This is a genomic window from Terriglobales bacterium (assembly GCA_035454605.1).
Lineage (GTDB): Bacteria > Acidobacteriota > Terriglobia > Terriglobales > Acidobacteriaceae > DATMAB01.
In genome coordinates this window covers 23,496-49,986 of sequence record DATIGQ010000131.1, presented here as the reverse complement: position 1 = coordinate 49,986, position 26,491 = coordinate 23,496, and the positions used below count along the sequence as shown (strand labels likewise).

The window sequence follows — 26,491 nt, the reverse complement described above, 5'->3', positions numbered from 1 at the left end:
CTCCTCGGTAAGGAAAATCAGTTATGCGGAATGGAACGGTAGCAGCATCGTTATCAGGAGAGTCAGCGCCACGTAGCTGCTCCCGGATGGACAGGGGCCGGACAACTCGACTGAAACGGCTTGCTGCCGTGACCTTGGCTTCTCTCGCTGCCGCAGGTTTCTTCGTTGGCGGCTGCAGCAGCGAACCGAAACCAAGTACAAGCCCGGATGGGTTCCTCTACGCGACCAACTTTGCAAGCGATAGCATCACAGGATACTCAGTCAATAGCGTGACCGGCGCACTATCTCAACTCCCGCAATTCCCGCTGCCAACTGGGCCCGGTTCTGAGCCCAGTTCGGTCGTGGCAGCTCCCAGCGGGAACTTCCTCTACACCTGGACCAACGATGGGTGCAGGGCTTACCGAGTGAATCGGCAATCCGGCGTGCTTACCGAGATTAGTGGATCCCCATTTCAGACCCTGGGCGCACCCGTTGTGACGGATCCTGCGGGAAAGTTCCTGCTGACAATGCGAGCAGACCGTCCGAACGACGTCTCCGTATACGCGATTGACCCAGGAACCGGCGCCATTACCGCAGCAGGTCCGCCTGTAACCGTTGGGCGCTTCCCGCACATTCCAGCTTTCACTCCAGACTCGAGCTTCCTTTACGTGAGCAGCCCCGGCCGCATTCAGATTTTCAGTTTCGATGGCACCACCGGCCAAATGGCGGAAACGGCTGCTTCACCTTTCTTTCCGGCTGAGTCTCCAGGAGCGCTGGCTGTCATCGGAGACTTTCTACTTGTTGCGGCTTTTCCAGATGCTATAGCGGCGTATTCCATCAACTCATCAACTGGTGAACTCACATTGGCAAGCGGTTCCCCCGTCTCGATTAGTAGGTTACCCGTGGGGCCGATGACGGTCCATCCAAGCGGCAAGTTCCTCTATGTTGTTGACCTCCCACACTGCTGTTCGGACGATGACTTCCGGGACTCTGGGTTCTCCGTCCTGAGCGTTAATCCCGCTACCGGCGCCCTCGAGGTAGTGCCGGGTTCCCCGTTCAAGGTGGGCACCGAGCCTTCCTTCTTATCGGGTGTCGGCGTTGCCGGCTCCATAGATCCTGCTGGCAACTTTCTCTATGCAACCAATCATGGGAATGGCGTTCTTGGTTATCGCATCGAGGCAACAACCGGTTCGCTCACTCCGCTTGCTGGTTCACCGTTCCCGGCGGGCTTATTAACTCTACGGACTGCTATCCTTTCGCAGCAAGAAGTATCCCAATGACTAAGGAGCCTCGCCATGCCGAAACCCGACGGTCCTGAAGTCGCAACTACGCCGCCCCTCACCCGCCTCGAAGAGCCCTACTTGTCGCAGCTTGCTGCGGCCGCCTATCGCCGCCAGGCCGCCGAAGCCGAGGAGCGCGCCGCCGAACTCCAGCTCCTCATCGCCCGCAAGAATCGCGAGGAGGCTGCCGCGCGCTGCCAGGAGATGGTCGCCCGCCTGCGCCAAGACCTCGGCCTCGACCTCAGCCTGCACCGCATCCACCTCGACTCCGGTGAACTCCTCCCCGCGCAGGCAGCTTGAGCGAAGAGCTAGCGCGGACAACACGTGCCGTAGGGAATAGGGCTGCCGTGCGGACAGGTGCGCGGGTGACCCAGAAAGCTGCAGATCTTGTCCGTGGCTTGCGGCGAGAGGATGTGCTCGAACTTGCAGGCCTGCTGCTCGATCTGCGCCTCGTCGTCCAGGTGCAAGGTCTCGGTGAACAAACGCTCGGCGAGGCGGTGGCGGCGGATGATATCTTCCGCACGCCGCCGGCCGCGCTCGGTGAACTGAATCACGGCGCTGCCGTGCTCCGGGACGGATTCGGCGGGATGAATCGCTTCGTGGCAGCGGTCCAAGGAGGGCCGGTGCGTGTGGGGTTCGGAGGGATGCGCGCGCTCGGCCAGCAATCCTGATTGCGCCATGCGTTCGACAGCGAGGCCGATGGGCATGGGACCGGAGAGTTGCATGCGGCCCAGCTCTGCGCGGTCCCCGTTCTCCTCCAAGATCCACATCTCCTCCAGGATCTCGTCGAACAGCTCTTCATCGGGCATGGAGTAGATCTCGTGGGTGGTGACGCGGCCGTGGTGCAGCTCCAGCCGCCGGTCGGCCATGCGCGCCACTACCGGGTCGTGAGTGACCATGACCAGGGTCCGGCCCTGGCGGTGCAGGTCGCGCAGCAGGCCCATAACGATTTCTTCGTTCACGGCGTCCAGATTCCCGGTGGGTTCGTCGGCCAGGATCACCTTGGGATCGTTGATGAGGGCGCGGGCGATGCACACGCGCTGCTGCTCGCCGCCGGAAAGCTGGGCGGGTAGATGGCGTGCACGTTCCGCCAGACCGACACGCTCCAGCGCCTCCAGAGCTTCCTGCTCATCGGTCATGCTGTGGAAGTACTGCGCCAGCATGACGTTCTCCAGCGCGGTGAGATAGGGAATCAGGTGGTACTGCTGGAAGACAAAGCCGATGGTCTCCGCCCGAAAACGGTCCAGCGCGGGACCGGAAAGATCGGCAACACTCTGGCCCTCCACCTCGACTGTGCCGCTGTCGGGGCGGTCGAGGCAGCCGATCAGGTTCACCAGGGTGGATTTCCCCGAGCCGGAAGGGCCCATGACCGCCAGCCACTCGCCCGAACCCACCGAAAACGTGACGTCGTCGAGAGCACGAACTTCGCCGGCGTTGGAGTCGCTGCGCGCGGGATAGGCGCGGCTGACATGCTTGAGCTCGATTCCCATCACTCGCCTTTCAGCATCACGGCAGGTTGCACGCGGCGCAGCAGAAATAAGGGCAGAACCACCGCCCAGAGCGCCATAGCCAGCGAGCCGGCGACAATGACCGGCAGAACGCCAAGGCGCGGCTCTACGGCGGCGTGGAAGCTGGCGCGTCCGATCCAGGCGGCCAAGCCGACACCAATCGCGTAGCCGGCCAGGGCGCCCAACAGGCCCAACAGCAGGGACTCGGCGGCGAAAATCGCGTTCACCATGGCTTGCGACGCGCCCAGCGCTTTCATCAGCGCGAAGTCCTTGCGGCGGTCGAACACGGACGCGGTCAGTGTAGCGAGCACGCACAGCGCTGCGGTGAGAATAATCAGCGCCACGCAGGCGAGCAGGGCGGCCTGGGTCTTACCCAGAACCTGCGCTTCCGCCTGCACGATGCGGCGGATGGGGCGCACGTCTGCGTCCGGGAGCGCCACCTCCAGACGAGCCGCAGCGTCGGAGACCTGCTGGGCGGATCCCAGCGCCGCCACCTCGACCACCGAAGGCGCAACGCCGGTCCAGGCGGTGAATTCCGCCAGTGAAACGTACACCCGACTGTCTTCCGCCGACCCGGTGCGCAGGGTGCCGGCCGGCTGCAAACGCAGGACCCGACCCTCGAAAGAAAGCTCGAGATTGCCGCTCGTGCCCAGGACTTCGGACGCGCGAGCTCCGAGCAGAGCCTGGTCCGCGGACGAGGGCCAGGCGGTCACCTGCCACCACGTATTCATCCGGCGCGCGCGCTCGAGATCGGTTCCGGCCACAACGATCGGAATTCCCTCCGAGGTTTTGGCGACCGCGTAGGCAAAAGGGACCACCAGGCCGTCTGCACCGAGAATAGTTTCCGCTCGTTGCAACGCGTCCGCCGGAAGGGCTGCACCGGCGCGCGGTGCGATCACGATGTTGGCCCCGTAGTTGCGGAATTCACGCCGCAGCTTGGCGTCCGCATCGGAGTAGAGATTGAGCATGGCGGTGGAAGACGCGGCAGCGACGGTAAAGGCAGCCAGGGCGGTCAAAGCGCGTTCGCGGCGTACCCAGGCGGCCCGCAGCAGCAGGCGCAGCAGCATGCGCCAGCGCGTCACAGGCCACCTCGCAGGACCACGGCGGGATGGAAACGCAACGCCCGGCGGATGGCGGCGGCGCTGCCGGCGAGCGTCACCAGTACGGCCAGCAGGAGCACGGCGGGGAAGAGCATAGGTTGCACCGCGATCTGCGACCCGAACACTGCCATGCCGATCTGCCGGGCCAGCAAAACGCCAATCAGGAAACCCGCGGTCCCTCCAAGAAGAGCTAGCAGGCAGGCCTCCGCGACGAAGATCAAGGCGACCGCGGCGCTTCTTGCACCCAGCGCCTTCATCAGTCCAACTTCGCGGCGGCGCTCCAGAAGGGCCGTTGCCATGGCGGCGGAAACGGCAAGGGCGGAGGCCAGAAGAGCGGCAAGCGCAACCAGCAGCATCAGACTTCGGATGCGCTCGAGAACCTTGCCTTCATTCTGTGCCACCTGCCGAATAGGCTCGGCATCGGACTGCGCGATCACTTCCCGAAGCTGGTAGGCGATGGAGAGGGCATAAGGCGTGCAATACCAGCGGTCGCGATCGGCGGGCGTCATGGTGGCGGGATCGCGGCGGGCAAACATGTCCTCCGGACTGGTCAGCGCGCTCACGAAGACCCGCCGCACGACCCCGGGACGGCCGGCAATCTCCTGCGCGAAGGACAGCGGAGCAACTACGCTCTCCTCCTGCTGGTCGCCAGTGGAGAGGATTCCGGTCACACGGACATCGCGCCCGTCGAGGCGAACGGTCGAGCCGGCACCAACGCCGAGCGTGGCAGCCAGGCGCTCACCGATCAGCACGTCCTGCGAATCATCTCCCGGCCAGGCACCACGCACCTTCCACCAGGGATGCGTAGTGCGCACCCCGGTGGTGAACGGGTCTTTGCCAAAGCTCAGAGTCTTTGCAAAATACGTTCCCAGCAGCTCGACTTCCCGCGCGCCGTGGACGGTTTCCACACGGACCGCGACAGGCAGAAAGGGAGCGAACCCGAGGACGTTGTTGCGCCAGAAAATGCCCTTGATCTTTGGAAGCTCCGCTTCGTTCAGGTAGGCGCCTTCGCTGGCGGGCTTGAGGTTGACGCCACCAATGTCCACGTCCAGCGTGTCCTCGTGGGGGTAGACGATGAGGTTGGCGCCGTACTGGCGCAGTTCGCGGTTGATCTTGTCGCCCACCGCGGTGGCGACGCCGATCATGGCGGTGATCACGGCAATGCCCAGAGTCACGGAGACGCCTGCCAACAGCTTCCGTCTGCGCTGCCGGCGGAACGATTCGTACAGGAGGCGGGCGAACATGGCTAGTGGTGGAAGTGGCTCGCTCCGGAGGACAGATCGGCCCGGGAGATGATGACATCCGTTTCGGTAACGCTGGCTTGCAAGGGAATCGGGTTGCAGCCGCCGGGCATGCCCATCGATTGAGGATCGATAGGAGCGGCGCAGTTCTTGCACTCGATGCCTTGCGGTCCGCGAGTGAATCCTACCGGACCGCAAATCTCGCAGGCATCCAACACCGTGGCAATCTTTCCGTCCGGCTTCTGATACAGCAGGAAGCGGACGGTGACGCCGTCGATTTCCGCGGAATAGCGGTGCAGGTCGCCGTCGTAAACCTCGGCCAGCGGAACGCGCAGCTCGCCATTCACGAATTCCATGGGTTTTGCCGGAGAAAGGGAAGTGGTGCTGCGCGCGTAAATGAATTGCGCCGTCACCAGCATGATAAAGACAAAGGCGCTGGCATAGACCGAACTCATCCACAAGCGTTCCCGGCGAGCGCTCCAGGCCGCCTTGCGCTGGGCGGCACGGGACTCGGCCGGCGCGGCTTCGGGAGCCCGACGCCGGGCTTCGAACAGCACCATCATCGCCGCCAGAGCCAGGATGGTGACGAAGAAGAACAGGTCGTTGCGCACAATGGGCCCGATCAGCGCCATGGACTCCCGCGTAGCGGGGATCACGCCGCTCTCAGAAAGCTCGTGCAGGCCGGAAACGAACAACTGCGCGGCAACGAATCCCAGGATGACGGTAGTGACGCGGAAGAATTTCGGCAGGTTGATGCGCACGCTGCCCTTGACGAACATCACGCCAAAAACCACGGCCAGTGCGACTCCCGCCAGAGTGCCCAGCAGGTTGCTGAGTTCGTCGGTATTGAGGTACATGGCACCCAGGATGAGCACGGTTTCCACGCCCTCCCGCAGCACCATGAGAAACACGAACAAAAATAGGCCGACCTGGGAACCGCGCCCGGCGAACGCGCCGACCTTGGCCTCGATGTCCTTGCGCAGGCCGCGGGCAGCGCGGGCCATGAACACGACCACCGTGATGACAAAGAATCCCGCGGCCAGCATGACCCAGCCTTCAAAGGCCTCCTGGCTGAGGCGAAGCCGGGATATCAGCACGGCGCCGACCACGCTGCCCAGGAGGGCCGCACCCAGGGCGGCGTACACAATGCGGCGCAAGTCCAGGCGGCCTACCTTGGCCAGATAGGCGAGGATGATGCCGACGATGAGCGCGGCTTCCACACCCTCGCGCAAGGTGACGATGAAGGATTGGAGCATGCGCCGGCTAGTCTATGTTGAAAATGAATTTCAATTTCAATTGCCATGATACCCGGCCGGGACCGAGACCGTCAATCGCCGGCGTCACAGGACCCTGTGTCAAAGCGAGCGGAGAAAACGCTTGGCCTGCGCCAAGTGCGGAAAACACTTTTCCTCCGCCTGGAAGGCCGGCGGATGGACACAGCGACGGCTGCCACGCAGCCGCACGGGATGGCGAAGGTGCAGCATTTCATGGAATAGCAGGTACTCGACGGCGTAGCGGGGAACGCCTGGCGAGTCGAAGACGCGGCTGACGACGATGGTATTGTGGGCCGGGTCGTAGTGGCCCAGGCTGTTGCGGGCTTGGCCCTGGCTCCAGGTGAGGCGCGGCTGGGCCAGCAAGCCGTGAAAGAAACGCCGGTTCAGATCCGCGAAGACGGCCTCGAGGTCGTAATGGCGTCCTCGGGCGCCGGCGATCCGTTTGCGGCCGCGGGCCTGCCGGGTGCGGTGCACTTGCTCGCTTACGTCCCGCCGGCCGACGTACCTGCGGTAACAGGAGGCATGCGCAGGATCCACCGGGCAGCGGTAAAGCTTGGCCAGCAAGATGTGGGCGATGGCCTGCAGCACGCGCCGGGGCGCCGATCCCAGCAGGTCGGAGATGCGCACGCGCACGCATTCTCCGCGCAAGCGGATGGTGTTATTGAGGCCGGAAAAAGGGAAGAACTCGACGTGAAAATCAGGCATCGGGAACCGGGGACAAAGCTCGTCGAATGCCTGCTCGAAAATCTCCGATAGATCCCGTCTCACGCAACTTCAGACTAGCATGCTTTCGCAGCCAGAGAGCTTCACTCTTTCTTTCTCTTCTTGGCTTCGCGCACCGCTTCTTCTTGCTGCTCCAGGGTGAGCAGGGAAGTCTCCAGGTTGGAATTCACGCTCTCGATCACATCCTCCAGAGCGTATTCGTACTCCCTGGCCTCTTTCGCCAACACGGCGTCGTTCTTGGCCGCTTCCTTCATCGCCAGCAATCCATCCTTGAACTGGTTGGTGGCCTGGATGATTTCCCGCAGCGGTTTGCGAACGTCGGCTTTGCGGGAATAGGACTCCACATTGGATTCCAGTTCGGCCACGAGGGCGCCGAAATCGCGCAGGCGTTCACCAACCTCACGGGCACGCTCCGGCGACTCTGCGGCTGCCCTGGCCGCGTGTAAAGCCTGCCAGCGCTCGCGAGTGAACTGCAGCATGAGGCGCAGGCGCTTGGGCGGGTCCTGTGCCAGCTCGCGCAGTTGGTCGACTTCGGGCTCAGTGAGTGGGTCGCGCCGCCTTTGAGCGTCCATCTGGGCCAGAAAACAAATCAGCAGCAAAGGGAGTGCCTTTTTGAAGGCGGTCATGACTTGTCTTTCTTTTTGGGAGCGAACATGGCGGTCAGCAGATCGGTGCGTATCTTTTCCAGCTTTATGACGGCTTCTTCGGTGCGCTTGCGTTCGTCAAAAGGCAGACTGCGGCTGATATCCGACAGGCGGCGGGAGGCGCGGCGCAAGGCAATCTCGGTCCGCTTCATGTGTGAGCGCGACTCGACCGCCGCAGCGCTGGCTTCCTCCGCAGCGGCCACCGCGTCATCCACTGCGGCCTGCCCTTCCTCGGTCTTGCCTTCCGTGAAGCGCGAGTCTGCGGCTTCGATCTGACGCTGCGCTACGTCAATGAAGAGATCGGCGCGGCGCCCGCCCTCGGCGGCGGCCGCCCGGCGCTTGAGTTCTTCCAGCGAGACGTCATCCGCAGCGCAGACGACGGCAACAGCAGATGCAAGCACTGCGAGATGGAACAGTCGCCCCATGGCTCTTACTTCTGCGGTTCTAGCGCCTTCAGGCGGTGACGCGCCTTCCATTCCTCATCAGGATAACTCCCGGCAGCCATCGCTAGAAAGCGCCGGTAGTACTCCGCGGCCTGCTTGTAGTCGCGCAGGCTGTCGAGTGCCGTGGCCCGCAGGAATACCGTGGCGGCAGTGTCCGGCAGGTATCGGACGCGCGCATCCAGGACCTTCAGCACCAGCGGATAGTTCTTGTTAAGGTTGGCCGTGACGGCCAAGTCTCCGTAAGCCTCGGCCAAGTCCGGCTTCAGAGTCAAGGCCCGGACCAATTCGGCCTCAGCTTCGCCATATTTCTGCTCATGCCGAAGGATGATTCCTAGCGCATGGCGAAGGGTTGCATCGTTGGGCTGCTTTTGCACCAGCGCGCGATACAGACCCTCGGCATCCGAGTACTTGCCTGCGGTGACATACAGGTCTGCCAGTTCACGCTGCATGGCCGGATCATCCGGTGCCGCCTGCAGCATTTGCTGCAGTTCGGACGCAGCTTCGTCCGCTCGCCCTTGAGCTACCAGCACGCGGCTCAACTGCAAACGTGCGTTCATGTTGCCGGGATCGAGCTTCAGATAATCGCGCAGGGCCTGCTCGGCTTCCGGCAGCCTCCGGGCACGGCTGTACATATTGACCAAACCCGCCAGAGCTTCACTGGATTTGCCATCCAATTCCAACGCCTTGCGGAACTCCTTTTCCGCGGCGTCCAGCTCACCTTGTCGCTCCAAGAGGGTGGCCGCAGCAACGAGCGGTCCCGGGTCTTGTGGTCGCAAGCTGTGGGCCTCGCGAAAGGCGGCCACGGCTTCAGCAGGCTGGTCCTTCTCCAGCGCGCGGCCCAGCGTAACCCAGGCGTCGGCCAGGGTCTCGTCGGTCCGGTCCGAAGGCTTGAGCTGGGTGGCAGCGCGCAGGAACGTGGCTGCCTCCGCATTTCCCGCGGCGGCCAGCAACACACCCAGATTCAGGTTGGACTCAAAAAGCTCGGGCTGTGCCTGGACTGCCTTGCGGTAAGCGTCGACCGCCTCTTTCGGGCGATGGGTAGCGCTGTATACCAAACCGAGGTCGAACCACGGCCGAAAGTCCTGGGGATTGGCCGCGGCCTCCTCCAGCAACAGGCGCTCGGCAGTGGTGAAATCCTGCTTATCGATGGCCGCTTCGGCCTGCAGGATGCGCTCGGAAACGTCCGCGACCTTTATCCGCTTGCGGACAGTCTTCTGGCTGGTGGATTTTTTCTGCGGTTCCGGGCGGGCGAAAGCGGCGCTGCAGAAGAGAATCAGCGTCAGCAAAGCCACGATGGTTCTATCGCCGCGCATGGTCAGGCCCGTCTCCGCCCATTTCCTAGGATGCGTTCCAGCCACCGTCCGGTGTGGGATTGCGGGTTTTTCACCAGGCTCTCGGGCGGGCCGACCGCCACGATCTCGCCGCCGCGCTCCCCGCCCTCCGGGCCCAGGTCGATTACCCAGTCGGCGGTCTTGATGACGTCGAGATTGTGCTCGATCACCAGTACCGTGCCGCCCGCCTCGATGAGGCGCCGGAAAGCCGCCAACAGCTTGCTGATATCGTCAAAGTGAAGGCCGGTCGTGGGCTCGTCAAACATGTACAAGACGTGAGGCGGCTGCTTCTCTTCCTTGTGGCGAGAGGCCCGACCGAGTTCGGCCGCGGCAGCACGGCCGGAGGAACCCAATCGCGCCGCCAGCTTCAAGCGCTGTGCTTCGCCCCCGGACAGGGTGGTGGCGGACTGGCCCAGGCGAAGATAGCTCAAACCCACCTCATCCAGGACGCGCAGGCGGTCCACAATCTTGGGCACCACGGAGAAAAACTGCATGGCTTCGCGCACCGTGAGGTTAAGGACCTCGTGGATGTTCTTGCCCCGATAGCGGATGCCCAGGATATCGGGCTTGTAGCGCGCTCCCTTGCATTCCTCGCATAGCAGCTCGACGTCCGCCAGGAACTGCATCTCGACGGTGACCGTGCCGTCGCCCTGGCAGGCCTCGCAACGACCGCCGGGAATATTGAACGAAAAGTGTCCCGCACCCAAGCCGCGCTTCTTTGCTTCCGGCAGGGAAGCGAAGAGTTCCCGGATCGAATCGAAAGCCTTGAGATAAGTCACGGGGTTCGACCGCGGCGTGCGCCCGATGGGCGATTGATCGACCAGCACGGCTTCCTGGATGTGCTGGGCACCCTCCAGGCGGTCCAGCAATCCCTGGGGCGAAAGGTTCGCGTTCGGCGTACCCTTGGCAGCGGCCAAAGCCTGATAGAGAACGTCGTGTACCAAGGTGGACTTGCCCGAGCCCGAGACGCCGGTAACGGCCACCATCATGCCCAGCGGAATCACGACATCCAGGTTCTTCAGATTGTTGGCACGCGCGCCAAAGAGCTTGATTTGGCGTGGCCCAGGCTTGCGACGTTGCGCCGGACTGGGAATGTGCAGTTCTCCCGCCAGGTACTTTCCGGTCAGCGAAGTGTTGCAGGCGACGATCTGGTCATAGGAGCCGGTGGCCACCACCCGCCCGCCGTTCTCGCCGGGTCCAGGACCGAGGTCGAGGATGCGGTCGGCATTGCGCATGACCTCGGCGTCGTGCTCGACGACCAGGATGGTGTTTCCCTGATCGCGCAGATCGTGAAGGATGCCGACCAACCTTGAAGTGTCGCGGCTGTGCAGGCCTATCGAAGGCTCATCCAGCACGTAGAGCGAACCCACGAGCCGCGAACCCAACGACGTAGCCAACTGGATGCGCTGCGCCTCACCGCCGGAAAGGGTGGAGGAGAGGCGATCGAGCGTGAGGTACTCCAGGCCGACTTCATTCAGGAACTTCAGCCGTTCCCGCACTTCCTCGAGCACGCGCTCGGCAACCGCGGCCTCTTCGGCGCGAAGCTGCAGTGCGCTGAAGAAGCGGGCCGCCTCGGCCACCGTCATGCGACACACATCGCAGATGTTCTTGTCGGCAACGCGCACCTGGCGGGCCTCCACCCGCAGTCGGGTCCCGTGACAGGCCGGGCAAACGGCGTAGCCGCGGTAGCGGCTCAGGAACACGCGGACGTGCAGCTTGTACTTCTTGCGTTCCAGATAGGCGAAGAACCCACGTACACCGGGGAACCTGGCTTCGCCATCGAGCACCAGTTGCTGGTCGTCGCGGTGCAATTCCGCCCAGGGGACGTCGAGAGGCAGATTGCGGGCGCGCGCGAAGCGCTTCATCTCATTGAAGAAGACGCGGTACTTGGGCTTGGTCCAGGGATCGATGGCGCCTTCGCCGAGGCTCTTGGACTTGTCCGGGATCACCAGGTCGAGGTCGAAGTCGATGGTGTTGCCGAAGCCCTGGCAGCGCGGGCAGGCGCCGTACGGACTATTGAAAGAGAAAAGGCGCGGCTCGGGCTCCTCGTAGCGCAGGTGGCAGCGCTTGCACTCGAACCGCTGCGCGAAGCGCAGACGCTCCGGCGGGCGGCCGTCGCTGGAGACGGCCTCGAACACCACCTCTCCGGATTCCCGGTAGCCGGTCTCGATCGCGTCCACGGTGCGGGCACGTGCGTCTGGAGATACCGCTAGGCGATCCACCAGAACGAAGACCGGGGCAGAGAAATCCACATCCAGCAACGATTCCGGGGTCGAGAACTCGAACACCTGGCCGTTCTGGTACAAGCGGTTGAATCCGCGCTGGCGCAGCTCAAACAGGCGGGTCTTGAGAAGGTCGGCGGCGGCGGTGCTGTCAACTGCCTGCTTCCTTTTCGCACGCTTCTTTGGTTGTGCGCCGGGCTCGGCCGAGGCAGGGTGTGCTGCCCGAGGGTGAAGCGGGAAAAGCACCTGCAGGCGGGTACCCTCGCCCAGGGCTAGAACCGCGTCGGCGACTTCATCCACGGTGTCGCGTCGTACTTCGGAGCCACATTCGACGCAGTACGTGCGGCCAATGCGCGCGAAGAGCAAACGCAGATAGTCGTAGATCTCGGTGGCCGTGGCCACGGTGGAACGCGGGTTGCGCGTGGTGTTTTTCTGTCGGATGGCAATGGCCGGGGCGATGCCGTCGATCAGGTCGGCGTCCGGCTTCTCGATACGTTCCAGGAACTGGCGGGCATAGGCGGAAAGCGACTCGACATAGCGCCGCTGGCCTTCGGCGTAAATGGTGTCGAAGGCGAGCGACGACTTACCCGACCCACTCACCCCAGTCACCACGGTCAGGGTATTGTGGGGGATCTCGAAATCGATGTTCTTGAGGTTGTGGACGCGGGCTCCGCGCACCACGATGCTTTCCGCTGCCATGAGTACACTGCCGCAGCCACAGGCGCTCACCGCTTGGGATGCGGAACCTTTGATTATAGCCCCGCTCTCAAAAAGCGGGCTGCCCCCCAAGAATCCGAATTTGAGCGCAAGAAGCGGATAGCGTCCGCGACGGCCTGCGGCTAAAGTCACAGCATGATGAACAGTACAATGATTGCTGAAGGTACCTCAGCCTTGGCTGCTCGCGATCCGGAACTCAACCTGTGGGAGGCCGTGCTGGCGCGCGATCCCAGCCGGGATGGCGAGTTCTACTTTGCCGTGAAGACCACCGGCGTGTATTGCCGGCCGTCGTGCGCTTCGCGCCGTCCGCGCCGGGAGAACGTCGTGTTTTTCCGCAGACCAGACGAGGCCGAAGGCGCCGGGTTCCGGGCCTGCCTGCGTTGCCGTCCGCGCTCGACCGGGAACCCTCGCCAGGCCCGGGTGCAGGAGGTCTGCCGCTACATCGAGAGCCATTTGGACGAGCCGGTAACCCTGCGCACTCTGGGTTCGGTCTTCCAGCAGAGCCCGTTCCACCTGCAGCGAAGCTTCAAGAGTGCGTTGGGCATCTCGCCGCGCGAGTATGCCGATTCCTGCCGCATGGAGCGGTTCAAGCGCCAACTCCAGGCCGGCCGGTCCGTCACCCATGCCATGTATGACGCGGGATACGGCTCCACCAGCCGGCTCTACGAGCGAACGGCATCTCAGCTTGGAATGACGCCCGATGCCTACCGGCGCGGCGCCATCGGTACGCCTATCCACTTCACCTGCGCCGACTCGCCCTTGGGGCGGATGCTGGTGGCGGCAACGCCCAAGGGTATTTGCGCGGTGCGCTTCGGCCACTCGGATGCTGAACTGGAACAAGGACTGCGTCGCGAGTATCCGTTTGCGGTGCGCAAGCGTGATGACGGCGCTCTGGCCGGTTACTGCAAGACACTGGTCGATTACCTGCGCGGCGAAAAACGCGACGCCACGCTGCCCTTGGACATCCAGGCCACCGCCTTCCAGCGGCGCGTTTGGCGTTATCTGCAGGCCATTCCACGGGGAACCACCCGTTCCTACGGTCAGGTGGCGCGCGCCCTGGGTCAGCCTTCCGCCGCCCGGGCGGTAGCCCGAGCCTGTGCCACAAATCCGGTGGCCGTGGTCATCCCCTGTCACCGCGTGACACGCGGCGACGGTGACCTGGGCGGATATCGCTGGGGCGTTCGCCGGAAGAAGACCTTGCTGGGTATGGAGAGCTCGGGACTGCCGACGTCCAGGCGACGAGCTGCGGAGCGCAATTAGGCGGGATCGTTGCGGTCGTTACGATAGCGAAATGCCACGCCCACCAGCGCCAGCAGGATTCCGACCGGCGGGATGGCCAGCACGATGATTCCGCGGCGTAACGCGATCTGGCCGCGACGATCGGCAGCCTGGGCGCCGGTCGCGCACATGGAGCATTGACTCCAGGCCGTGGAAGCGGCCAGCAGGACCAGCGTAAGAAGGGCGCAGCGCAGCTTCACTTTGCTCCCAGTTGCAGGATGCGGAACGCATCCGCGAAGAACACGCACATCAGCGACAGGCAGATCACCAGCGCCGCCATCAGCGTGACTTTCATGCGCGCGATCTCGAACTTCAAGTGCATGAAGTAGGCGATGATCAGTGCCGCTTTGACCACCGAAAGCATCAGCAACACCAGCAACATGTGCAGCGGGTCGAAGACCTGCTCGTAGGCCAGAAAGATCTCGATCGCAGTAAGAACCAGCAGGGCGCCCCACACCCAGAAGTACTGTGCTTTTCCGTGATCCTGCGTTGCGGTTGCCTCGTGTGCCATGAATCCGGTTCCTCCGCCTCACACCCTGGTGGACATCAAGTACACCAGCGGGAAGATGAACATCCAGACAAGGTCTACAAAGTGCCAGTACAGGCCGCTGACTTCGACATCGTGGGCGTCATAGTCCTTGGGTTTGAAGAAGACGACCATGCCAGCGATGACGGCGCAGGCCAGCAGCACGTGGGCGCCGTTGTGGAAGACGCTGCTGGAGGGCGTCGCCAGCCAGGTGACCAGCCACAGTCCCACCAGCACCGGGATGAACTTGCGGCCCAGGGCGATGACACCCAGGTAAATCACGCCGATGGTGACGTGCAGCATGTGCATGCCGGTGAGCGCGAAGAACGTTCCGCCGAATTGGGGGACGTCCGCCGCCCACGGGTTGCTGAACGGCCGCATGCCTTCCTTGATCAACCCGTTCCACTCGAAGGCGTGCAGCACGACGAAGGCCGAGCCGAACAACATGGTGGCCAACAGCCAATAGAAGCGCCACGTGCGGTCCCCGCGCTGGCCCGCCAGGACGGCCAGAACCATGGTGAGCGAACTGGAGAGCAGGCAAGCGGTCATGATGCTGGCGTTGGCGATGCTGTGAGCGCCGAACGGCGTAGGCCAGTTGGGGGTGGCGATGCGCCCGTAGCTGTAGGCGAACAGCAGCGCCCCGAACGTGAGCGAGTCGGAGAGCAGGAACAGCCACATGCCTACTTTTTTCGAATAGGCCCCGAACAGCGGCGGTTCATAAGCGTCGCTTATCGGGTGATGCACAGCAGCTTCAGCCATCGTGTGGTTCCTCGTGTCGTTCTATTGCGCCAAAAACAACAGAGCCAGGATGTACAGCCACAACAGATCCATGAAGTGCCAATACCAGGCGGCGATGTCCACGACGATGCGCCGCGTTTCCGGCGGCCGGTGCAGACGGGACGCCGCCGCCGCATAACCCAAGGCCAATACTCCGCCCAGCAGGTGCAACCCGTGGCTGGCCGTCAGCAGGTAGAAAAAAGAACTGCTGGGATTGGACGCGATGAAAATCCCCTGCGCCGCCAGTTGCTTCCACGCGATCCACTGGCCGGCAAGAAAACCGAGCCCCAGGATCAGCGTGATGCCGAGCCACAAACCGCCCGGCCCCTCGTCGCGGACCGCCGTCCTCCGTGCCTTCTCCGCGGTAAAGCTGCTCACCAGCAGAATGACGGTGTTCATCCAGAGGATGGGTGGGAGCGCGATGCTGCGCCAGTCGTCGCTCAGACCCTGCCGCACGATGTATGCGCTGGTGAAGGAAACGAACAGCATCAGCACTGGAGTCAGGCCGACAGCCAGTCCGATACGGTAGCGGCGCAGGCGGTCGGCAGGAGTGAACCCAGGGCCGCGGCTCCCGCCGCGGTCCCCTTGTTGCGGTGGAGACGCGGGCGGACCTCCCGCGACGCGCGGCTCGCGCTCCTCGACGGTAACGGGATGGGCCAGCGTCGCCATCAGGAATGCATCTGTACGGGTTGTTCTTCGTCCTGCATCACGAAGTCCCGGGTAGCGCCGGGGACGGCATACTCATACGGCCCATGGCGCACGACGGGAACACGACCTCCGAAGTTGTCATGCGGCGGCGGCGAGGGCACGGTCCACTCCAGCGTGGTGGCCTCCCAGGGATTGACGCTTGCCTTGGGTCCTTTGAACATGCTCCAGAACAGGTTGATCACGAAGATGATCTGCGCGCCAATGGTGATCAGTGCCGCGATGGTGATGAATTCCTGCAAGCTCATCAACGGCTCAAGGAACTTGATTTCGGTGAGTTGCGAGTACCGGCGCGGGTGTCCGGCGATTCCCAGGTAGTGCATGGGCATGAAGATGGCGTACGTCCCGATGAAGGTCAGCCAGAAGTGGGCCTGTCCCAGCCGCTCGTTCATCATGCGCCCGAACATCTTAGGGAACCAATAGTAGGTGCCCGCGAAGATGCCGAAGATGGCCGCCACGCCCATGATGAGGTGGAAGTGGGCCACCACGAAGTACGTGTCATGCAGGTTGATATCGAGCTGTGGCTGCGCCAGGAAAGGCCCGCTCAGCCCGCCGCTGACGAACAGGGAAACGAAGCCGATGGCGAACAGCATCGGGGTATAGAAGCGCACGCGTCCGCGCCAGATGGTGCCCAGCCAGTTGAAAGTCTTGATGGCGGAAGGGACGCCGATGGCCATGGTCATCACGGAAAAGGCGAAGGCCGAGTAGGGGCTCATGCCGCTCATGAACATGTGATGACCCCACACCACGAAGCCCAGGAGGCCGATGGAGAGCATGGCGTAGACCATGGCCCGATATCCGAAAATGGGCTTGCGCGAGAACGTCGAAAGGATCTGCGACGCCACACCCATGCCCGGCAGGATGGCGATGTAGACCTCCGGATGCCCGAAAAACCAGAACAGGTGCTGCCAGAGCAGCGGAGAGCCGCCCTGATGCTTCACCGGTATCCCGGTCATAACCAGGCCGCCGGGCACGAAGAAACTCGTCCCCACGTTGCGGTCGAGCAGCAGGAGGATGCCGGCGGCGGCCAGGACTCCGAATGCCAGCAAGCCCAGGATAGCGGTGATGAACCAACTCCAGCAGGTGAGCGGCAAGCGCATCAGCGACATGCCCCGCGCGCGCAGATCGAGGGTTGTGGTGATGAAGTTCAGAGCACCCATCAGCGAGGCCGCGCAAAACACCGCGATGCTGATGATCCAAAGGTCGGCACCCAAGGTCTGGCCGGGCCCTGCCGAAGGGATGGCGCTCAGGGGAGCGTATCCTGTCCATCCGTGCAGCGGCGCACCGCCTTCGACGAAGAAGGCCGCCAGCATGATCACGAAGGAAAGGAACGTGGTCCAGAACGAGAGCATGTTCAGCACCGGGAAAGCCATGTCCGGCGCGCCGATCTGGATGGGCAGGACGTAGTTGCCGAAGCCGCTCTGCGGGGCCGTGGTCAGCACGAAGAACACCATGATGGTGCCGTGCATGGTCAGCAGGGTGAGATAGGTTTCCGGCTTGATCTCGCCCACAAGCGGCAGATGCGCCGTGGGCCACACCAGGTGAATGCGCATCAACAGCGAAAGGAACATGCCCACGAACACTGCCACCAGCGCCAGGAAGTAGTACTGGATCCCGATCACCTTGTGGTCGAGGCTGAAGATGTACTTCCGGATAAAGCCCGTGGGTGCAGCATGCGCGTGGACGGCCGCCTCTGCGTGCGCTTCGCTCATCGACGTGGATCTCCTATGAAATCCCTTCCGCGGTTGAGATTCATTGTTGTTGTTTCTCGTCCTGGCGTTCCGCCATCCACTGGTTAAAGTCCTGTTCGCTGAGCACCCGCACCGCGCCCCGCATCTTGTAGTGACCCAGGCCGCAGAGCTCGGCACACGCCACCTCGTACTCACCGGTTTGTATGGGAGTGAAGTGTGTATGGATCATCAGTCCCGGCACGGCGTCCTGTTTCACCCGCATGGCGGGAATGTTGAAGTTGTGGATCACGTCCTGGGCGCGCAGGGTGACGTCCACTTCCCGGTCGACCGGAAGCACCAAGACGCCGGTAATGATGTCATCCTTGGCGGCTGGGTCGGTGTCATCCAGGCCCAGGGCGCCTTCGTTGCCGAGCGAGGCGTCGCTTTTCTGGTAGTCCACGCGCCCGAACTTGCCGTCCGGTCCGGGATAGCGGAAGTACCAGGTGAACTGCACGCCCGTGACTTCCACCTGCATGGCGCCCGGACCCGCCCCATGGATGCGGTTGGCCGCCCAGACGTTGTAGCCCATCAGGTTGAGCCCGACGAACAGCACGGCGGTGAGCGCCGTCCAGGTCCACTCCAGGCCGTTGTGGCCGTGGGTGTAGGTGGCCGGCTGAGCGCCGCTGCGCTCACGGTACTTCCAGACGAAGAGGCCCAAGCCCAGTTGGGCAGCCAGGAACACCACGCCCATCAGGACCATGGTCAGCGCCATCTGTTTGTCGATGGCGCCGCCGTGCGCGGAAGCCAAGGGCAAGGGCGACCACTGCCCGGTGTAGAAAAAGTAGGAACTGATGAGGGTGATCAGCCAGATGACGACCAACAACGCCACGCCCATTCGGCAAGACCTCGGGTAAGGTTGGTTTGGCGGATTTCCGAACCGTTCGCAGGCATCAAGCTCACCGTGAATGCGCAGGCGAACGCGAAAGAATAGCACACGGCGGAAAAGAAGCAATCGAAAACCAGCGCGAAGAAAGGCGGCTCAGTGCGAGCCGTTGCGGGCCAGGTCCAGAAACGCGGTGTGTACCCGGGGATCGGCGGAAAGTTCAGGGTGGAAAGTCGCCGCCATGGCCTTACCCTGGCGCACCAGCACCGGATCTCCGCCCGCGGTGGCCAGCACCTCAACACCCGGACCGGTAGCTTCTATCTTCGGAGCGCGGATGAACACCATCTCCAGCGGCCCACCGCCCAGTCGCGTCTCGCCGTGACGGATGGAACTCTCAAGTTGGCGGCCATATGCGTTGCGGCGCACACGGATATCGAGGCTTCCCAGACTGGCCTGCGGCGGGTCGAGGACTTCACGCGCCAGCAGAATTGCTCCCGCGCAGGTGCCCAACACCGGCTTGGCGCGGGCAAACTCGCGCAACCTCTCGAGGAATGCTCCGCGCTCCAGGAACTTGAGGAAAGTGGTCGACTCGCCGCCAGGAATCACCAGCCCGTCCACCGCATCAAGCTGGCCTGGATTCTTTACCAGCACGACTTCGGCTCCCAGCTCTTCCAGGCGCTTGCGGTGAGCGTCGAAGTCACCCTGAATGGCAAGTACGCCGATTTTCATGGGCACTTCTCGTTACCAGCCCCGTTTCTGCAACATGTCGGCCTCGGCCAGCCCGGCGACCGCCAGGCCGCGCATCGCTCCGATCAAATCCTCGCTGACTTCGAGCAGCACGGCAGGATCCTGGTAATGGGTGGTCGCCCGCACGATGGCGCGCGCCCGGCGCATGGCATCTTCCGGATCGGCGAACTCGGTGGAATTCTTCATGAAGATGCCCGAGCCCACGAACACCGCCTCCGCACCCAGGTGCATCACCAGGGCGGCGTCGGCGGGCGTGGCGATGCCGCCGGCGGAGAAGTTGGGCACCGGCAACTTGCCCTCTTTGGCCACCAGGCGCACCAACTCTACGGGCGCCTGCAGCTCCTTGGCGCGGGTGTAGAGTTCGTCTTCGCGCATCGTGGTAAGCGAGCGCATCTCTTTCATGATGGCGCGCATATGCTTGACCGCGTGTACCACATCCCCGGTGCCGGCCTCGCCCTTGGTGCGGATCATGGCTGCGCCTTCGCTGATGCGCCGCAGCGCCTCGCCCAAATTCCGTGCCCCGCAGACGAAAGGAACGCGGAAGGCGTGCTTGTCCACGTGATGCTCTTCGTCGGCCGGAGTTAGGACCTCGGATTCGTCGACGTAATCGACGCCCAGAGCTTCGAGGATCTGCGCCTCCGCAAAATGCCCGATGCGGCACTTGGCCATCACCGGGATAGTGACCGTGGCCATGATCTCGCGGATCTTCTTGGGTGCGGCCATGCGGGCCACGCCGCCCTCGGCGCGGATCTGCGCCGGCACCCGCTCCAGCGCCATCACCGCCACCGCACCCGCCTCTTCGGCGATCTTCGCTTGGTCGGCATTGGTGACGTCCATGATGACGCCACCCTTGAGCATCTCCGCCAAACCGGTCTTCAGACGCAGGCTGCCGCTTCCATTAGTCTCTGACATGTTTCCCCTCGCATCCCTGGCGCCTTGGGGCGCCCGCTTCCGGATGATTCCAATCTACATTTTACGCCGGAGGAAAAGATCGCTCCGGTCCGACCCTCATACCATGGGCAGTGTCTGGCGCTCCGGCGCGGGACGGTGAATTTCCGCCGACCCCAGGCTGCGCGCCAACCGTCGCACGCCCTCTTCGATCTTCTCCACCGGCAGGGCGGAGTAGCACAGACGAAGTTCGCGTCCGCCACAGGCATCGGGATAGAACAATTCGCCGTTGGCAAACACCACCCCGGCAGCCATGGCCGCGCGTAACAACGTCCTGCTCTCCAGATGCCGCGCCAGCCGGCACCACAGGTACATCCCGCCGCCGGGCACGGAGAAGTCGAGCGTCCGTGGCGGCAGTTCACGCCGCAGGGCACCCACCAAGGCATCCCGGCGCTTCTTGTGCTCCGCCCGCACCTTTTTCAGGTGATGGTCGAACAAACCGCTGCGTAGCATCTCCGCCACCACCAGCTGTCCCAGGCCTTCGGTGAAGTGATCGAGCGTCAGCTTGATCTCCGCCAACTGATCCACGATGCTCTCGGTGGCCACGATCCAGCCCAGCCGCAGCCCGGGCGCCAGTACCTTGGAAAACGTGCTGAGGTAGATCACGATGTTGTGTTCATCAAGCTCCCGGAGGCTGGCGGGCGGCGGACCTTCATAGCAGAGCTCGCGGTAGGCGTCATCCTCGATCACCGGCAGCCGATAGCGCGCCGCCAGTTTCAGCAGGTCGCGGCGCTCGCGCAGTCCCATCGTTCTGCCGGTCGGGTTCTGGAACGTGGGGTTGATGTAGAGCAGCTTCGGCCGGTAACGCAGGATCAGGTCCTCGAGCTCGTCAAAGTCGTTCCGAGCCACGTCCCACCCCACCAGGTTCGCGCCCGCGGAGCGGAAGCTGCGGATAGCACCCACGTAACTGGGGCGTTCCATCAGCACCGTATCGCCGTTGTCGAGCAGGCAACGGGCCAGCAGATCGAGCGCCTGCTGTGAGCCCGAAACCACCAGGACCTTGTCCGGTTTCACGTCCAGGCGGGAGGCCAGAGCCCGCCGCAAGGCCGGCTGTCCCTCGGTGGCCGCCAGTCCCAGGATGCGGGCGCCTTCGCGCTTCATCACCTGTTGCGCGATGCGCTGGTACTCGTCGAAAGGGAAACAGTCCACCGCCGGGCAGCCGGCGGCAAAAGAGATCAGCGCCGGGTTCACTGAGTCCAGCAGCAGCTCATGGAAGTCGCGGTCGCTGGTGCGCTGTACGCGCGTCGAGACCTTGCCGCGCCAGGCAAAAGGCGCTTCATCCGCCTGCGGCGGAGCGCAGACGAAGGTGCCGCGCCCCACGTGCCCACGCACCAGGCCGCGCGACTCCAGCTCGCGGTACGCTGTGGTCACCGTGGTGCGGCTCAAACGCAGCTCTTCCGCCAAGTCGCGCTCGGAGGGCAGCCGCGCTCCCGGCGCCAACGTCCCTTCCTGGATGGCCGCTTCGAGCGCAGCCAGAAGACGTCCGTAGAGCGGCCCATCGCCGTTCACCGGCTTGATGAGCTTGGAAACATTCACTGCTGTAGCCATAGCCAACCTGCGATTGGATATTCGTCGCTGGAGTGGAAAGCCACACAATCCAGCTAAACAAGGCAAATGGTATCACGCCACTTCGAGCATTGGAGCAGTCCAATATCGCAATGGACCGCTTTGAGGGAGCCCTATGAACCGACCGGATAGGAACGAACTCACGCTCGACCCGCGGGACTGGTCCCGCTTACGCGAGCTTGGGCATCGCATACTCGACGACGCCTTCGGCTACCTGGAGAGCGTGCGAGAGCGCGAAGTGTGGAAGCCCATCCCCAATCAAGTGCGCGACCAGCTTGAGCGCGACGTGCCCCTCGAACCCCGCGATCCGGAAGAGATCTATGCCGACTTTCAGCGGCTCATCCTGCCGTATCCCACCGGGAACATCCATCCCCGCTTCTGGGGTTGGGTGATCGGCAGCGGCACTCCCTTCGGCATGCTGGCTCAACTGCTGGAGGGCGCGATGAACTGCAACGTCTTCGGAGCGGACCAGGTGTCGGTGCAGGTCGAGCGGCAGGTGATTGGATGGTTCAAGGAAGCCCTTGGCTATGCGCCGGAGGCCAGCGGTATTCTTACCACCGGTGGCTCGGCCTCCAACCTGGTGGGTCTGACCGTGGCCCGCAACGCCAAGGCCGAGGTGGACATCCCCGCAGAGGGCGTGCAAGCTCTGCCTCGCCGCATGGTGCTTTACGCCTCCTCGGAAACGCACAGCTCGGTGCGCAAGGCGGCGGAGCTTCTGGGCCTTGGATCAAACGCCGTGCGCATGATTCCCGTGGACACAACTTTCCGCATCCGGACCGATCTACTGCGAGACGCAATCCGCCAGGACAGGGAAGCGGGACGCTTGCCCTTCTGCATCGTCGGCAACGCCGGAACCGTGAACACCGGCGCATTCGATCCGCTCGAAGAATTGGCGGAGATTTGCCGCCAGGAAGACCTCTGGTTTCACGTCGATGGTGCGTTGGGTGCTTTCGCAGCGCTTTCCGATCGCTTGCGCCCCATGCTTCGTGGAATGGAACGGGCCGACTCGCTTGCGCTTGACCTGCACAAATGGCTGCACGTTCAGTACGACGCGGGTTGCGTGCTCATCCGCCGCCCGCACGATCACCACGCCGCCTACACGCGGCCCGCGGCCTACCTGAACCGGGCCCCGCGAGGATTGAGCGGCGGCGCGTTGTGGTTCAACGAGTATGGCTTCGAGCTTTCGCGAGGGTTTCGCGCCCTGCGTGTATGGATGGCGCTGCAGGAGCACGGCTTTCCCCGATACGGACAGCTCGTCGAGCAGAACGTGCGCCAGGCTACATATCTAGCCGAGCTGGTCGAGGGCTCTGGTGATTTGGAGTTGCTCGCTCCGGTTCCGCTCAACGTCGTCTGCTTCCGCTATCGGGTGGCGGGCTGGGACGAACCCGCGCTCACCGCCTTGAACCAGGCCATCCTGGCTGACCTGCAGGAAAGCGGCATCGCCGTTCCTTCCTCCACCGTGCTCGACGGTCGCTTCGCGCTGCGGGTGGCCATCTGCAACCACCGCAGCCGCTTCGAAGACCTTGACCTGCTGGTGAACGAAGTCTTGCGTTTGGGCCGCAACCGGGTTGCGGAAGCCCAGCCGGTCACCACCGCTTCTTGATGCCAGCCTAGCTGGTGCGCAACCCGCCCATGTGTTTGGCAAACATCTTGTGCGGGTCGATGGCGATGAAGGTTCCGCGGCTGCGGGCCAGTACCTCACCCTTCTCGTTACGGATTTCCGCGGAATTAAGGTGACGCCGTCCGCGCACCCGGAGTTCGCGTGATTCCACGATGAGAGGCTTGCGCAGCGGCACCGGCCTCAGGAACTCCACTTTCATCTGCGCGGTCAACGCGACCACCGACCGCAGCTTGTTGACTTTCCCCATAGCTTCATCGAGCACCGTGGCAATGATGCCGCCGTGGGCGTGCCCGGGTGGCCCCTGGAAGCGTCGCGCCAGCCGGAAGCGCGAGACGAAACTGCGGCGTTCCTCGTCGTAGTAGAAGCGCAGGTGCATGCCGTCGGGGTTGTCCTTCCCGCAGGCAAAGCAGTGGTTCCGCCGGATGACCGACTGGCTGGTCGAGTGACCGGCGATGTGTTTCTTCTTGGCCATAGCTGGGGCATTGGATTCTAAAGTTACCGGACCCGCTGCGCCAAACCCGCTGCGCCGGTGAGATCAAACCGTGTTGCTAACGAGACAACGTACCCGACGTCTAGTGAACTAGAACCCATGGGTTGCCGGATAAGGATCGTTGGGGCCAGACTGGTTGGAGAAGACCCATGATCCTGGCCCGCTGGTCCGCCACAAGCCGAGCGATGAGCGGCGCCAGGGTGGACGACTCCTTCGCGATCCACCGGGACGAAATCCTGCTGTTCGCCTTCACGACGGACCGTATGGAGGTGGGTGAGCACAGGGGCCAGTTTTCCGTGAAGCTGGTTACCCGCGGTGAAGAGCGCTATCGCATTGGGAGGCGATTGGTCTGCCTTCGGCCGGGGCAGGTGCTGATTCTCAATCCGGGTCAGGTCTACGCCAGCTCGATCGAGCAGCCCGGAACGCAGTCGCTGTCGTTCTTTCTCCCTCCGGCGTCGCTCGCCGACATGGTTGGGGCCCTGACCCGAAGCGATGCCGCGCTGCTCGACGCTCCCGGATGCGGCGATCTGGCACGCGCGGTGCTGCAAGTGCCATTCCGCCCGCGAGCTGGGCTGGCCCGAGCTCTTGCCCGGCTCACCGCCGAGGCCCAGGCTCACCCCGCCCCTGCGCCCGATCGGCTCGAGGAATTGGTGATGGACGCGGCGGCGCTCGCGCTGGCGGATGCCCTCGACCTTGTGCCGCCGCAGTCCTTGGAACACTGCGTTCACCGTGCAACGCGGGAAGAGCTGGTGACCCGCGTTCTACGGGCCCGCGATCTGATCCATGACACAGGCGGACGGGTCGCGCTACCGCAAATGGCGAGCGAGGCCTGTCTCTCGCCCTTTCACTTTCTCCGGGTCTTCAGGGCCGTCTTCCAAACAACCCCGGCACGGTATGCGCGTGGCGTGCGGCTGGAGCGCGCCCTGGATCGGCGGCGGCGCGGCGCCAGCCCCGAGAGCGCCGCGCGGACGGCCGGCTACGGTTCCCGCAGCGCATTTGCACGCGCTCTTCGCCAGCACCTCGAGCGCCGCAGCTAGCCCCAGCGCTCTCGCCGAAGATTCGCAATTTCGGTATCGCGCCTGCCTCCATACTATGCACGGCTGCTGGCGTTGCGGATGAGACGGACCGCGTTGGGTCGGGATTCTTCCGCGCCAGGGGAGGCAATGATGCAGCAGCGCGCCTGGCTGACTGTCCCGCTTTTGTTGTGCGCAGTTCTTCTGTCTGGCCAGGAGAAAGCCGCGCCAGCGGCGGGCCTGCGCGGCGACCCCGCGGCGATTGCCGAAGCAGAGGCGATGGTGGCCACCATGGGAGGCCGTGAGATCTGGGCAAAGCTGAAGAGCATCCACTTCGTTCATGAATGGCGCATCTGGAACCGCGCCGATTCCTATGTTGAAAACGAGATCCTGGATCTTACGGTCCCCCGATCGTGGATAGAAAAGAAAAGCGAGATTAACTACAGCGTCCAGGGATTTAGTCCGGAGCACAAGATCTGGCGCGTCGTCAATGACGAATTCTCCTGGGGCGGCGATGACGAGTTCAGGATGTCAACGGCGCGCGCGCCTTTTCACTTCGTCCGGCTCGCAAGAGCCATCGCCATCGGTGATCCCTTCTACGAAGTGCGATTCGTGGAGGGGGATTTCAAAGGCTCACGCCGGCTCGAGTTCCGTGGACCGGATGGCGTACCCCGCGGCTGGATGCAGCTGAACATCCGGAAAGAACCTCTGGCCTGGGCGACGACTGAGTATCGCTACACGTTCGGACCCATGAAGCGCTTCGGGAATCTTCGAGTTCCGAACTGGGCGACGACCGGCAACGGTGCGGTCACCTATGAGATGCGATCCCTCACGGGCTCCCATCACGCCCCCGACCCGTCGCTGTTCGTACCGCCGCGGGAGTTTACAAAGCACAAGGAGCAGGAGAAAACGGAATAGCTCCCGATACTCCGTCAAGGACTCGAGGGCGTGATTTCGCAAACGAACCCTCGGAGGAGACCGAATCATGACGAAAACTCATCGTCCTCGTAGCCGGGTTATGGGAGTCTGGGGCCGAAGGATTGTCCCCCTCCTCGTCCTGGTTTCTGCCGTTTCTTCTCCCGCTGCTGCGGAAGGTCTTGCGGGAGAGCCCCAAGCCATTGCCTTGGCCGAGAGGATGGTGGAAAGGGTTGGCGGAAAAACTCTGTGGGCGCAGCTCGTGTCCCTGCATCTCAAACAGAGGTTCCACGTCCTGGAGTGGAAAGAGTCCATCATTCACGAGGAGTGGATTGACTTCAAGACACCGCGATTGAAGGTGTCCATCAAGAACGAACTCGGAACCCGCTTGCGCGCGTATGATGCCCGCGGCGGCTGGAGAATGATCGACGGCAAGGTCTCGCGGTTCTCGGAGGAGCATCTGGCGATGGAGCGAGGATTCTGGAAGCGGGACATGTTTCGGATGTTCCATCTCATCGCGGCTGAGGATCCCAGCATCGAGCTGCGTATGAAGGGAGAACTCCTTGAAGTGCATGAGCGAGGAGGAGGGCCGCTCTGCTGGTTCCGGCTCAGCCCGCTGGCCGAGCCGGTGTTGTGGGGCGCTGCGGTGGGCGAGAGAAAACTGGAGTTCATCTTCGGGCCCCTGGAGCAATACGGCAACATCCGGGTTCCCCGCTGGGGTGGGTTCACCGACGGCTCATGGCGGTTCGACATGCTCGACGCTCGTGCGAGCAGCCAGCCACCACAGGTTTCCTACGACCCCCCCGAAAGCGCTTCACCCCAACAGTAAGGAAGTGAGCAGGGGAGACAGCAAGGATCTGTGAGAGCCCTCGGCCCTGGGTACAGCCGTA

Annotated in this window: 26 protein-coding genes; 7 read left to right on the top strand and 19 right to left on the bottom strand. The window is 63.4% G+C overall.

Annotated elements, in window-relative coordinates; genetic code table 11:
- Positions 1 to 23: 23 nt before the first annotated feature.
- Positions 24 to 1,259, top strand: a complete 1,236-nt coding sequence (locus tag VLE48_09370; GenBank protein ID HSA93206.1) for a beta-propeller fold lactonase family protein — start codon at positions 24 to 26, stop codon at positions 1,257 to 1,259.
- Positions 1,260 to 1,274: 15 nt separating this feature from the next.
- Complete coding sequence (locus VLE48_09365) at positions 1,275 to 1,559, top strand: hypothetical protein (GenBank protein HSA93205.1); 285 nt, start codon at positions 1,275 to 1,277, stop codon at positions 1,557 to 1,559.
- A gap of 8 nt (positions 1,560 to 1,567) precedes the next feature.
- Here VLE48_09365 and VLE48_09360 read toward each other — a convergent pair whose 3' ends face one another.
- The 9 genes from VLE48_09360 to uvrA form a co-directional block, all read right to left on the bottom strand.
- Positions 1,568 to 2,749 (bottom strand): ATP-binding cassette domain-containing protein, encoded by a 1,182-nt coding sequence (locus VLE48_09360; GenBank protein ID HSA93204.1) that lies wholly within the window; start codon positions 2,747 to 2,749, stop codon positions 1,568 to 1,570.
- Positions 2,749 to 3,849, bottom strand: a complete 1,101-nt coding sequence (locus VLE48_09355; protein HSA93203.1) for an FtsX-like permease family protein — start codon at positions 3,847 to 3,849, stop codon at positions 2,749 to 2,751. Before VLE48_09355 ends, VLE48_09360 begins: the two co-directional genes overlap by 1 nt.
- Entirely contained in the window at positions 3,846 to 5,111 is a 1,266-nt protein-coding gene (locus VLE48_09350; GenBank protein HSA93202.1) for an ABC transporter permease, read from the bottom strand. The genes VLE48_09355 and VLE48_09350 overlap by 4 nt, the downstream gene beginning before the upstream one ends.
- Before the next feature lie 2 nt (positions 5,112 to 5,113).
- Positions 5,114 to 6,364 carry a Fe-S-containing protein gene (locus VLE48_09345; protein HSA93201.1) on the bottom strand — a complete coding sequence of 417 codons (1,251 nt, stop codon included), beginning with the start codon at positions 6,362 to 6,364 and terminating at the stop codon, positions 5,114 to 5,116.
- Between the two features lie 99 nt (positions 6,365 to 6,463).
- Positions 6,464 to 7,087, bottom strand: a complete 624-nt coding sequence (locus VLE48_09340; GenBank protein HSA93200.1) for a hypothetical protein — start codon at positions 7,085 to 7,087, stop codon at positions 6,464 to 6,466.
- 101 nt (positions 7,088 to 7,188) lie between these two features.
- Entirely contained in the window at positions 7,189 to 7,731 is a 543-nt protein-coding gene (locus VLE48_09335) for a hypothetical protein (GenBank protein HSA93199.1), read from the bottom strand.
- Positions 7,728 to 8,174, bottom strand: coding sequence for a hypothetical protein (locus VLE48_09330; GenBank protein ID HSA93198.1), 447 nt, complete (start codon positions 8,172 to 8,174; stop codon positions 7,728 to 7,730). The genes VLE48_09335 and VLE48_09330 overlap by 4 nt, the downstream gene beginning before the upstream one ends.
- A 5-nt stretch (positions 8,175 to 8,179) precedes the next feature.
- Positions 8,180 to 9,505 (bottom strand): tetratricopeptide repeat protein, encoded by a 1,326-nt coding sequence (locus VLE48_09325; GenBank protein ID HSA93197.1) that lies wholly within the window; start codon positions 9,503 to 9,505, stop codon positions 8,180 to 8,182.
- A 2-nt stretch (positions 9,506 to 9,507) separates the two neighbouring features.
- Positions 9,508 to 12,444, bottom strand: a complete 2,937-nt coding sequence (gene uvrA, locus VLE48_09320) for an excinuclease ABC subunit UvrA (GenBank protein HSA93196.1) — start codon at positions 12,442 to 12,444, stop codon at positions 9,508 to 9,510.
- Positions 12,445 to 12,612: 168 nt separating this feature from the next.
- Between uvrA and ada the strand changes: the two genes are divergently transcribed.
- Positions 12,613 to 13,722 (top strand): bifunctional DNA-binding transcriptional regulator/O6-methylguanine-DNA methyltransferase Ada, encoded by a 1,110-nt coding sequence (gene ada / locus VLE48_09315; protein ID HSA93195.1) that lies wholly within the window; start codon positions 12,613 to 12,615, stop codon positions 13,720 to 13,722.
- On the opposite strand, the gene VLE48_09310 is transcribed toward ada, so the two are convergent.
- The 9 genes from VLE48_09310 to VLE48_09270 all read right to left on the bottom strand — a co-directional run bounded on the left by VLE48_09310 (position 13,719) and on the right by VLE48_09270 (position 21,544).
- Entirely contained in the window at positions 13,719 to 13,940 is a 222-nt protein-coding gene (locus tag VLE48_09310) for a hypothetical protein (protein ID HSA93194.1), read from the bottom strand. The genes ada and VLE48_09310 overlap by 4 nt on opposite strands.
- A complete protein-coding gene (locus tag VLE48_09305; protein ID HSA93193.1) occupies positions 13,937 to 14,251 on the bottom strand; it encodes a cytochrome C oxidase subunit IV family protein in 315 nt (104 codons plus the stop codon). Before VLE48_09305 ends, VLE48_09310 begins: the two co-directional genes overlap by 4 nt.
- A gap of 18 nt (positions 14,252 to 14,269) precedes the next feature.
- Positions 14,270 to 15,025 carry a cytochrome c oxidase subunit 3 gene (locus VLE48_09300; GenBank protein HSA93192.1) on the bottom strand — a complete coding sequence of 252 codons (756 nt, stop codon included), beginning with the start codon at positions 15,023 to 15,025 and terminating at the stop codon, positions 14,270 to 14,272.
- Between the two features lie 21 nt (positions 15,026 to 15,046).
- The gene (locus VLE48_09295; protein ID HSA93191.1) at positions 15,047 to 15,712 is read right to left on the bottom strand and encodes a cytochrome c oxidase subunit 3; all 666 of its coding nucleotides are present in this window, start codon (positions 15,710 to 15,712) and stop codon (positions 15,047 to 15,049) included.
- On the bottom strand, positions 15,712 to 17,460 hold the full coding sequence (locus tag VLE48_09290) for a cbb3-type cytochrome c oxidase subunit I (protein HSA93190.1): 1,749 nt from the start codon (positions 17,458 to 17,460) through the stop codon (positions 15,712 to 15,714). Before VLE48_09290 ends, VLE48_09295 begins: the two co-directional genes overlap by 1 nt.
- Positions 17,461 to 17,500: 40 nt before the next feature.
- Complete coding sequence (coxB, locus tag VLE48_09285; GenBank protein HSA93189.1) at positions 17,501 to 18,313, bottom strand: cytochrome c oxidase subunit II; 813 nt, start codon at positions 18,311 to 18,313, stop codon at positions 17,501 to 17,503.
- A 144-nt stretch (positions 18,314 to 18,457) separates the two neighbouring features.
- Positions 18,458 to 19,030, bottom strand: a complete 573-nt coding sequence (gene pdxT, locus VLE48_09280; protein ID HSA93188.1) for a pyridoxal 5'-phosphate synthase glutaminase subunit PdxT — start codon at positions 19,028 to 19,030, stop codon at positions 18,458 to 18,460.
- Between the two features lie 12 nt (positions 19,031 to 19,042).
- On the bottom strand, positions 19,043 to 19,960 hold the full coding sequence (gene pdxS / locus VLE48_09275) for a pyridoxal 5'-phosphate synthase lyase subunit PdxS (protein ID HSA93187.1): 918 nt from the start codon (positions 19,958 to 19,960) through the stop codon (positions 19,043 to 19,045).
- A 96-nt stretch (positions 19,961 to 20,056) separates the two neighbouring features.
- Positions 20,057 to 21,544: a PLP-dependent aminotransferase family protein gene (locus tag VLE48_09270; GenBank protein ID HSA93186.1), complete on the bottom strand. Its 1,488-nt coding sequence runs from the start codon at positions 21,542 to 21,544 to the stop codon at positions 20,057 to 20,059.
- Positions 21,545 to 21,677: 133 nt separating this feature from the next.
- Between VLE48_09270 and VLE48_09265 the strand changes: the two genes are divergently transcribed.
- Positions 21,678 to 23,165 (top strand): aminotransferase class V-fold PLP-dependent enzyme, encoded by a 1,488-nt coding sequence (locus VLE48_09265; GenBank protein ID HSA93185.1) that lies wholly within the window; start codon positions 21,678 to 21,680, stop codon positions 23,163 to 23,165.
- Between the two features lie 7 nt (positions 23,166 to 23,172).
- On the opposite strand, the gene VLE48_09260 is transcribed toward VLE48_09265, so the two are convergent.
- On the bottom strand, positions 23,173 to 23,655 hold the full coding sequence (locus VLE48_09260) for a PaaI family thioesterase (protein ID HSA93184.1): 483 nt from the start codon (positions 23,653 to 23,655) through the stop codon (positions 23,173 to 23,175).
- A 167-nt stretch (positions 23,656 to 23,822) separates the two neighbouring features.
- Between VLE48_09260 and VLE48_09255 the strand changes: the two genes are divergently transcribed.
- The 3 genes from VLE48_09255 to VLE48_09245 all read left to right on the top strand — a co-directional run bounded on the left by VLE48_09255 (position 23,823) and on the right by VLE48_09245 (position 26,430).
- Complete coding sequence (locus VLE48_09255; GenBank protein ID HSA93183.1) at positions 23,823 to 24,710, top strand: AraC family transcriptional regulator; 888 nt, start codon at positions 23,823 to 23,825, stop codon at positions 24,708 to 24,710.
- 126 nt (positions 24,711 to 24,836) lie between these two features.
- Positions 24,837 to 25,604, top strand: a complete 768-nt coding sequence (locus VLE48_09250) for a hypothetical protein (GenBank protein HSA93182.1) — start codon at positions 24,837 to 24,839, stop codon at positions 25,602 to 25,604.
- Positions 25,605 to 25,863: 259 nt separating this feature from the next.
- Positions 25,864 to 26,430 (top strand): hypothetical protein, encoded by a 567-nt coding sequence (locus VLE48_09245; GenBank protein HSA93181.1) that lies wholly within the window; start codon positions 25,864 to 25,866, stop codon positions 26,428 to 26,430.
- The last annotated feature ends 61 nt before the right edge of the window (positions 26,431 to 26,491 follow it).

Coding starts and splice junctions, on each gene's coding strand:
- uvrA (HSA93196.1), bottom strand. CDS start 12,444: ATGGCAGCGGAAAGCATCGTGGTGCGCGGAGCCCGCGTCCACAACCTC.
- VLE48_09250 (HSA93182.1), top strand. CDS start 24,837: ATGATGCAGCAGCGCGCCTGGCTGACTGTCCCGCTTTTGTTGTGCGCA.
- ada (HSA93195.1), top strand. CDS start 12,613: ATGATTGCTGAAGGTACCTCAGCCTTGGCTGCTCGCGATCCGGAACTC.
- VLE48_09255 (HSA93183.1), top strand. CDS start 23,823: ATGATCCTGGCCCGCTGGTCCGCCACAAGCCGAGCGATGAGCGGCGCC.
- VLE48_09265 (HSA93185.1), top strand. CDS start 21,678: ATGAACCGACCGGATAGGAACGAACTCACGCTCGACCCGCGGGACTGG.
- VLE48_09305 (HSA93193.1), bottom strand. CDS start 14,251: ATGGCACACGAGGCAACCGCAACGCAGGATCACGGAAAAGCACAGTAC.
- VLE48_09360 (HSA93204.1), bottom strand. CDS start 2,749: ATGGGAATCGAGCTCAAGCATGTCAGCCGCGCCTATCCCGCGCGCAGC.
- VLE48_09340 (HSA93200.1), bottom strand. CDS start 7,087: ATGCCTGATTTTCACGTCGAGTTCTTCCCTTTTTCCGGCCTCAATAAC.
- pdxS (HSA93187.1), bottom strand. CDS start 19,960: ATGTCAGAGACTAATGGAAGCGGCAGCCTGCGTCTGAAGACCGGTTTG.
- VLE48_09350 (HSA93202.1), bottom strand. CDS start 5,111: ATGTTCGCCCGCCTCCTGTACGAATCGTTCCGCCGGCAGCGCAGACGG.
- pdxT (HSA93188.1), bottom strand. CDS start 19,030: ATGAAAATCGGCGTACTTGCCATTCAGGGTGACTTCGACGCTCACCGC.
- VLE48_09325 (HSA93197.1), bottom strand. CDS start 9,505: ATGCGCGGCGATAGAACCATCGTGGCTTTGCTGACGCTGATTCTCTTC.
- VLE48_09300 (HSA93192.1), bottom strand. CDS start 15,025: ATGGCTGAAGCTGCTGTGCATCACCCGATAAGCGACGCTTATGAACCG.
- VLE48_09345 (HSA93201.1), bottom strand. CDS start 6,364: ATGCTCCAATCCTTCATCGTCACCTTGCGCGAGGGTGTGGAAGCCGCG.
- VLE48_09335 (HSA93199.1), bottom strand. CDS start 7,731: ATGACCGCCTTCAAAAAGGCACTCCCTTTGCTGCTGATTTGTTTTCTG.
- VLE48_09270 (HSA93186.1), bottom strand. CDS start 21,544: ATGGCTACAGCAGTGAATGTTTCCAAGCTCATCAAGCCGGTGAACGGC.
- VLE48_09290 (HSA93190.1), bottom strand. CDS start 17,460: ATGAGCGAAGCGCACGCAGAGGCGGCCGTCCACGCGCATGCTGCACCC.
- VLE48_09330 (HSA93198.1), bottom strand. CDS start 8,174: ATGGGGCGACTGTTCCATCTCGCAGTGCTTGCATCTGCTGTTGCCGTC.
- VLE48_09295 (HSA93191.1), bottom strand. CDS start 15,712: ATGGCGACGCTGGCCCATCCCGTTACCGTCGAGGAGCGCGAGCCGCGC.
- coxB (HSA93189.1), bottom strand. CDS start 18,313: ATGGGCGTGGCGTTGTTGGTCGTCATCTGGCTGATCACCCTCATCAGT.
- VLE48_09260 (HSA93184.1), bottom strand. CDS start 23,655: ATGGCCAAGAAGAAACACATCGCCGGTCACTCGACCAGCCAGTCGGTC.
- VLE48_09365 (HSA93205.1), top strand. CDS start 1,275: ATGCCGAAACCCGACGGTCCTGAAGTCGCAACTACGCCGCCCCTCACC.
- VLE48_09370 (HSA93206.1), top strand. CDS start 24: ATGCGGAATGGAACGGTAGCAGCATCGTTATCAGGAGAGTCAGCGCCA.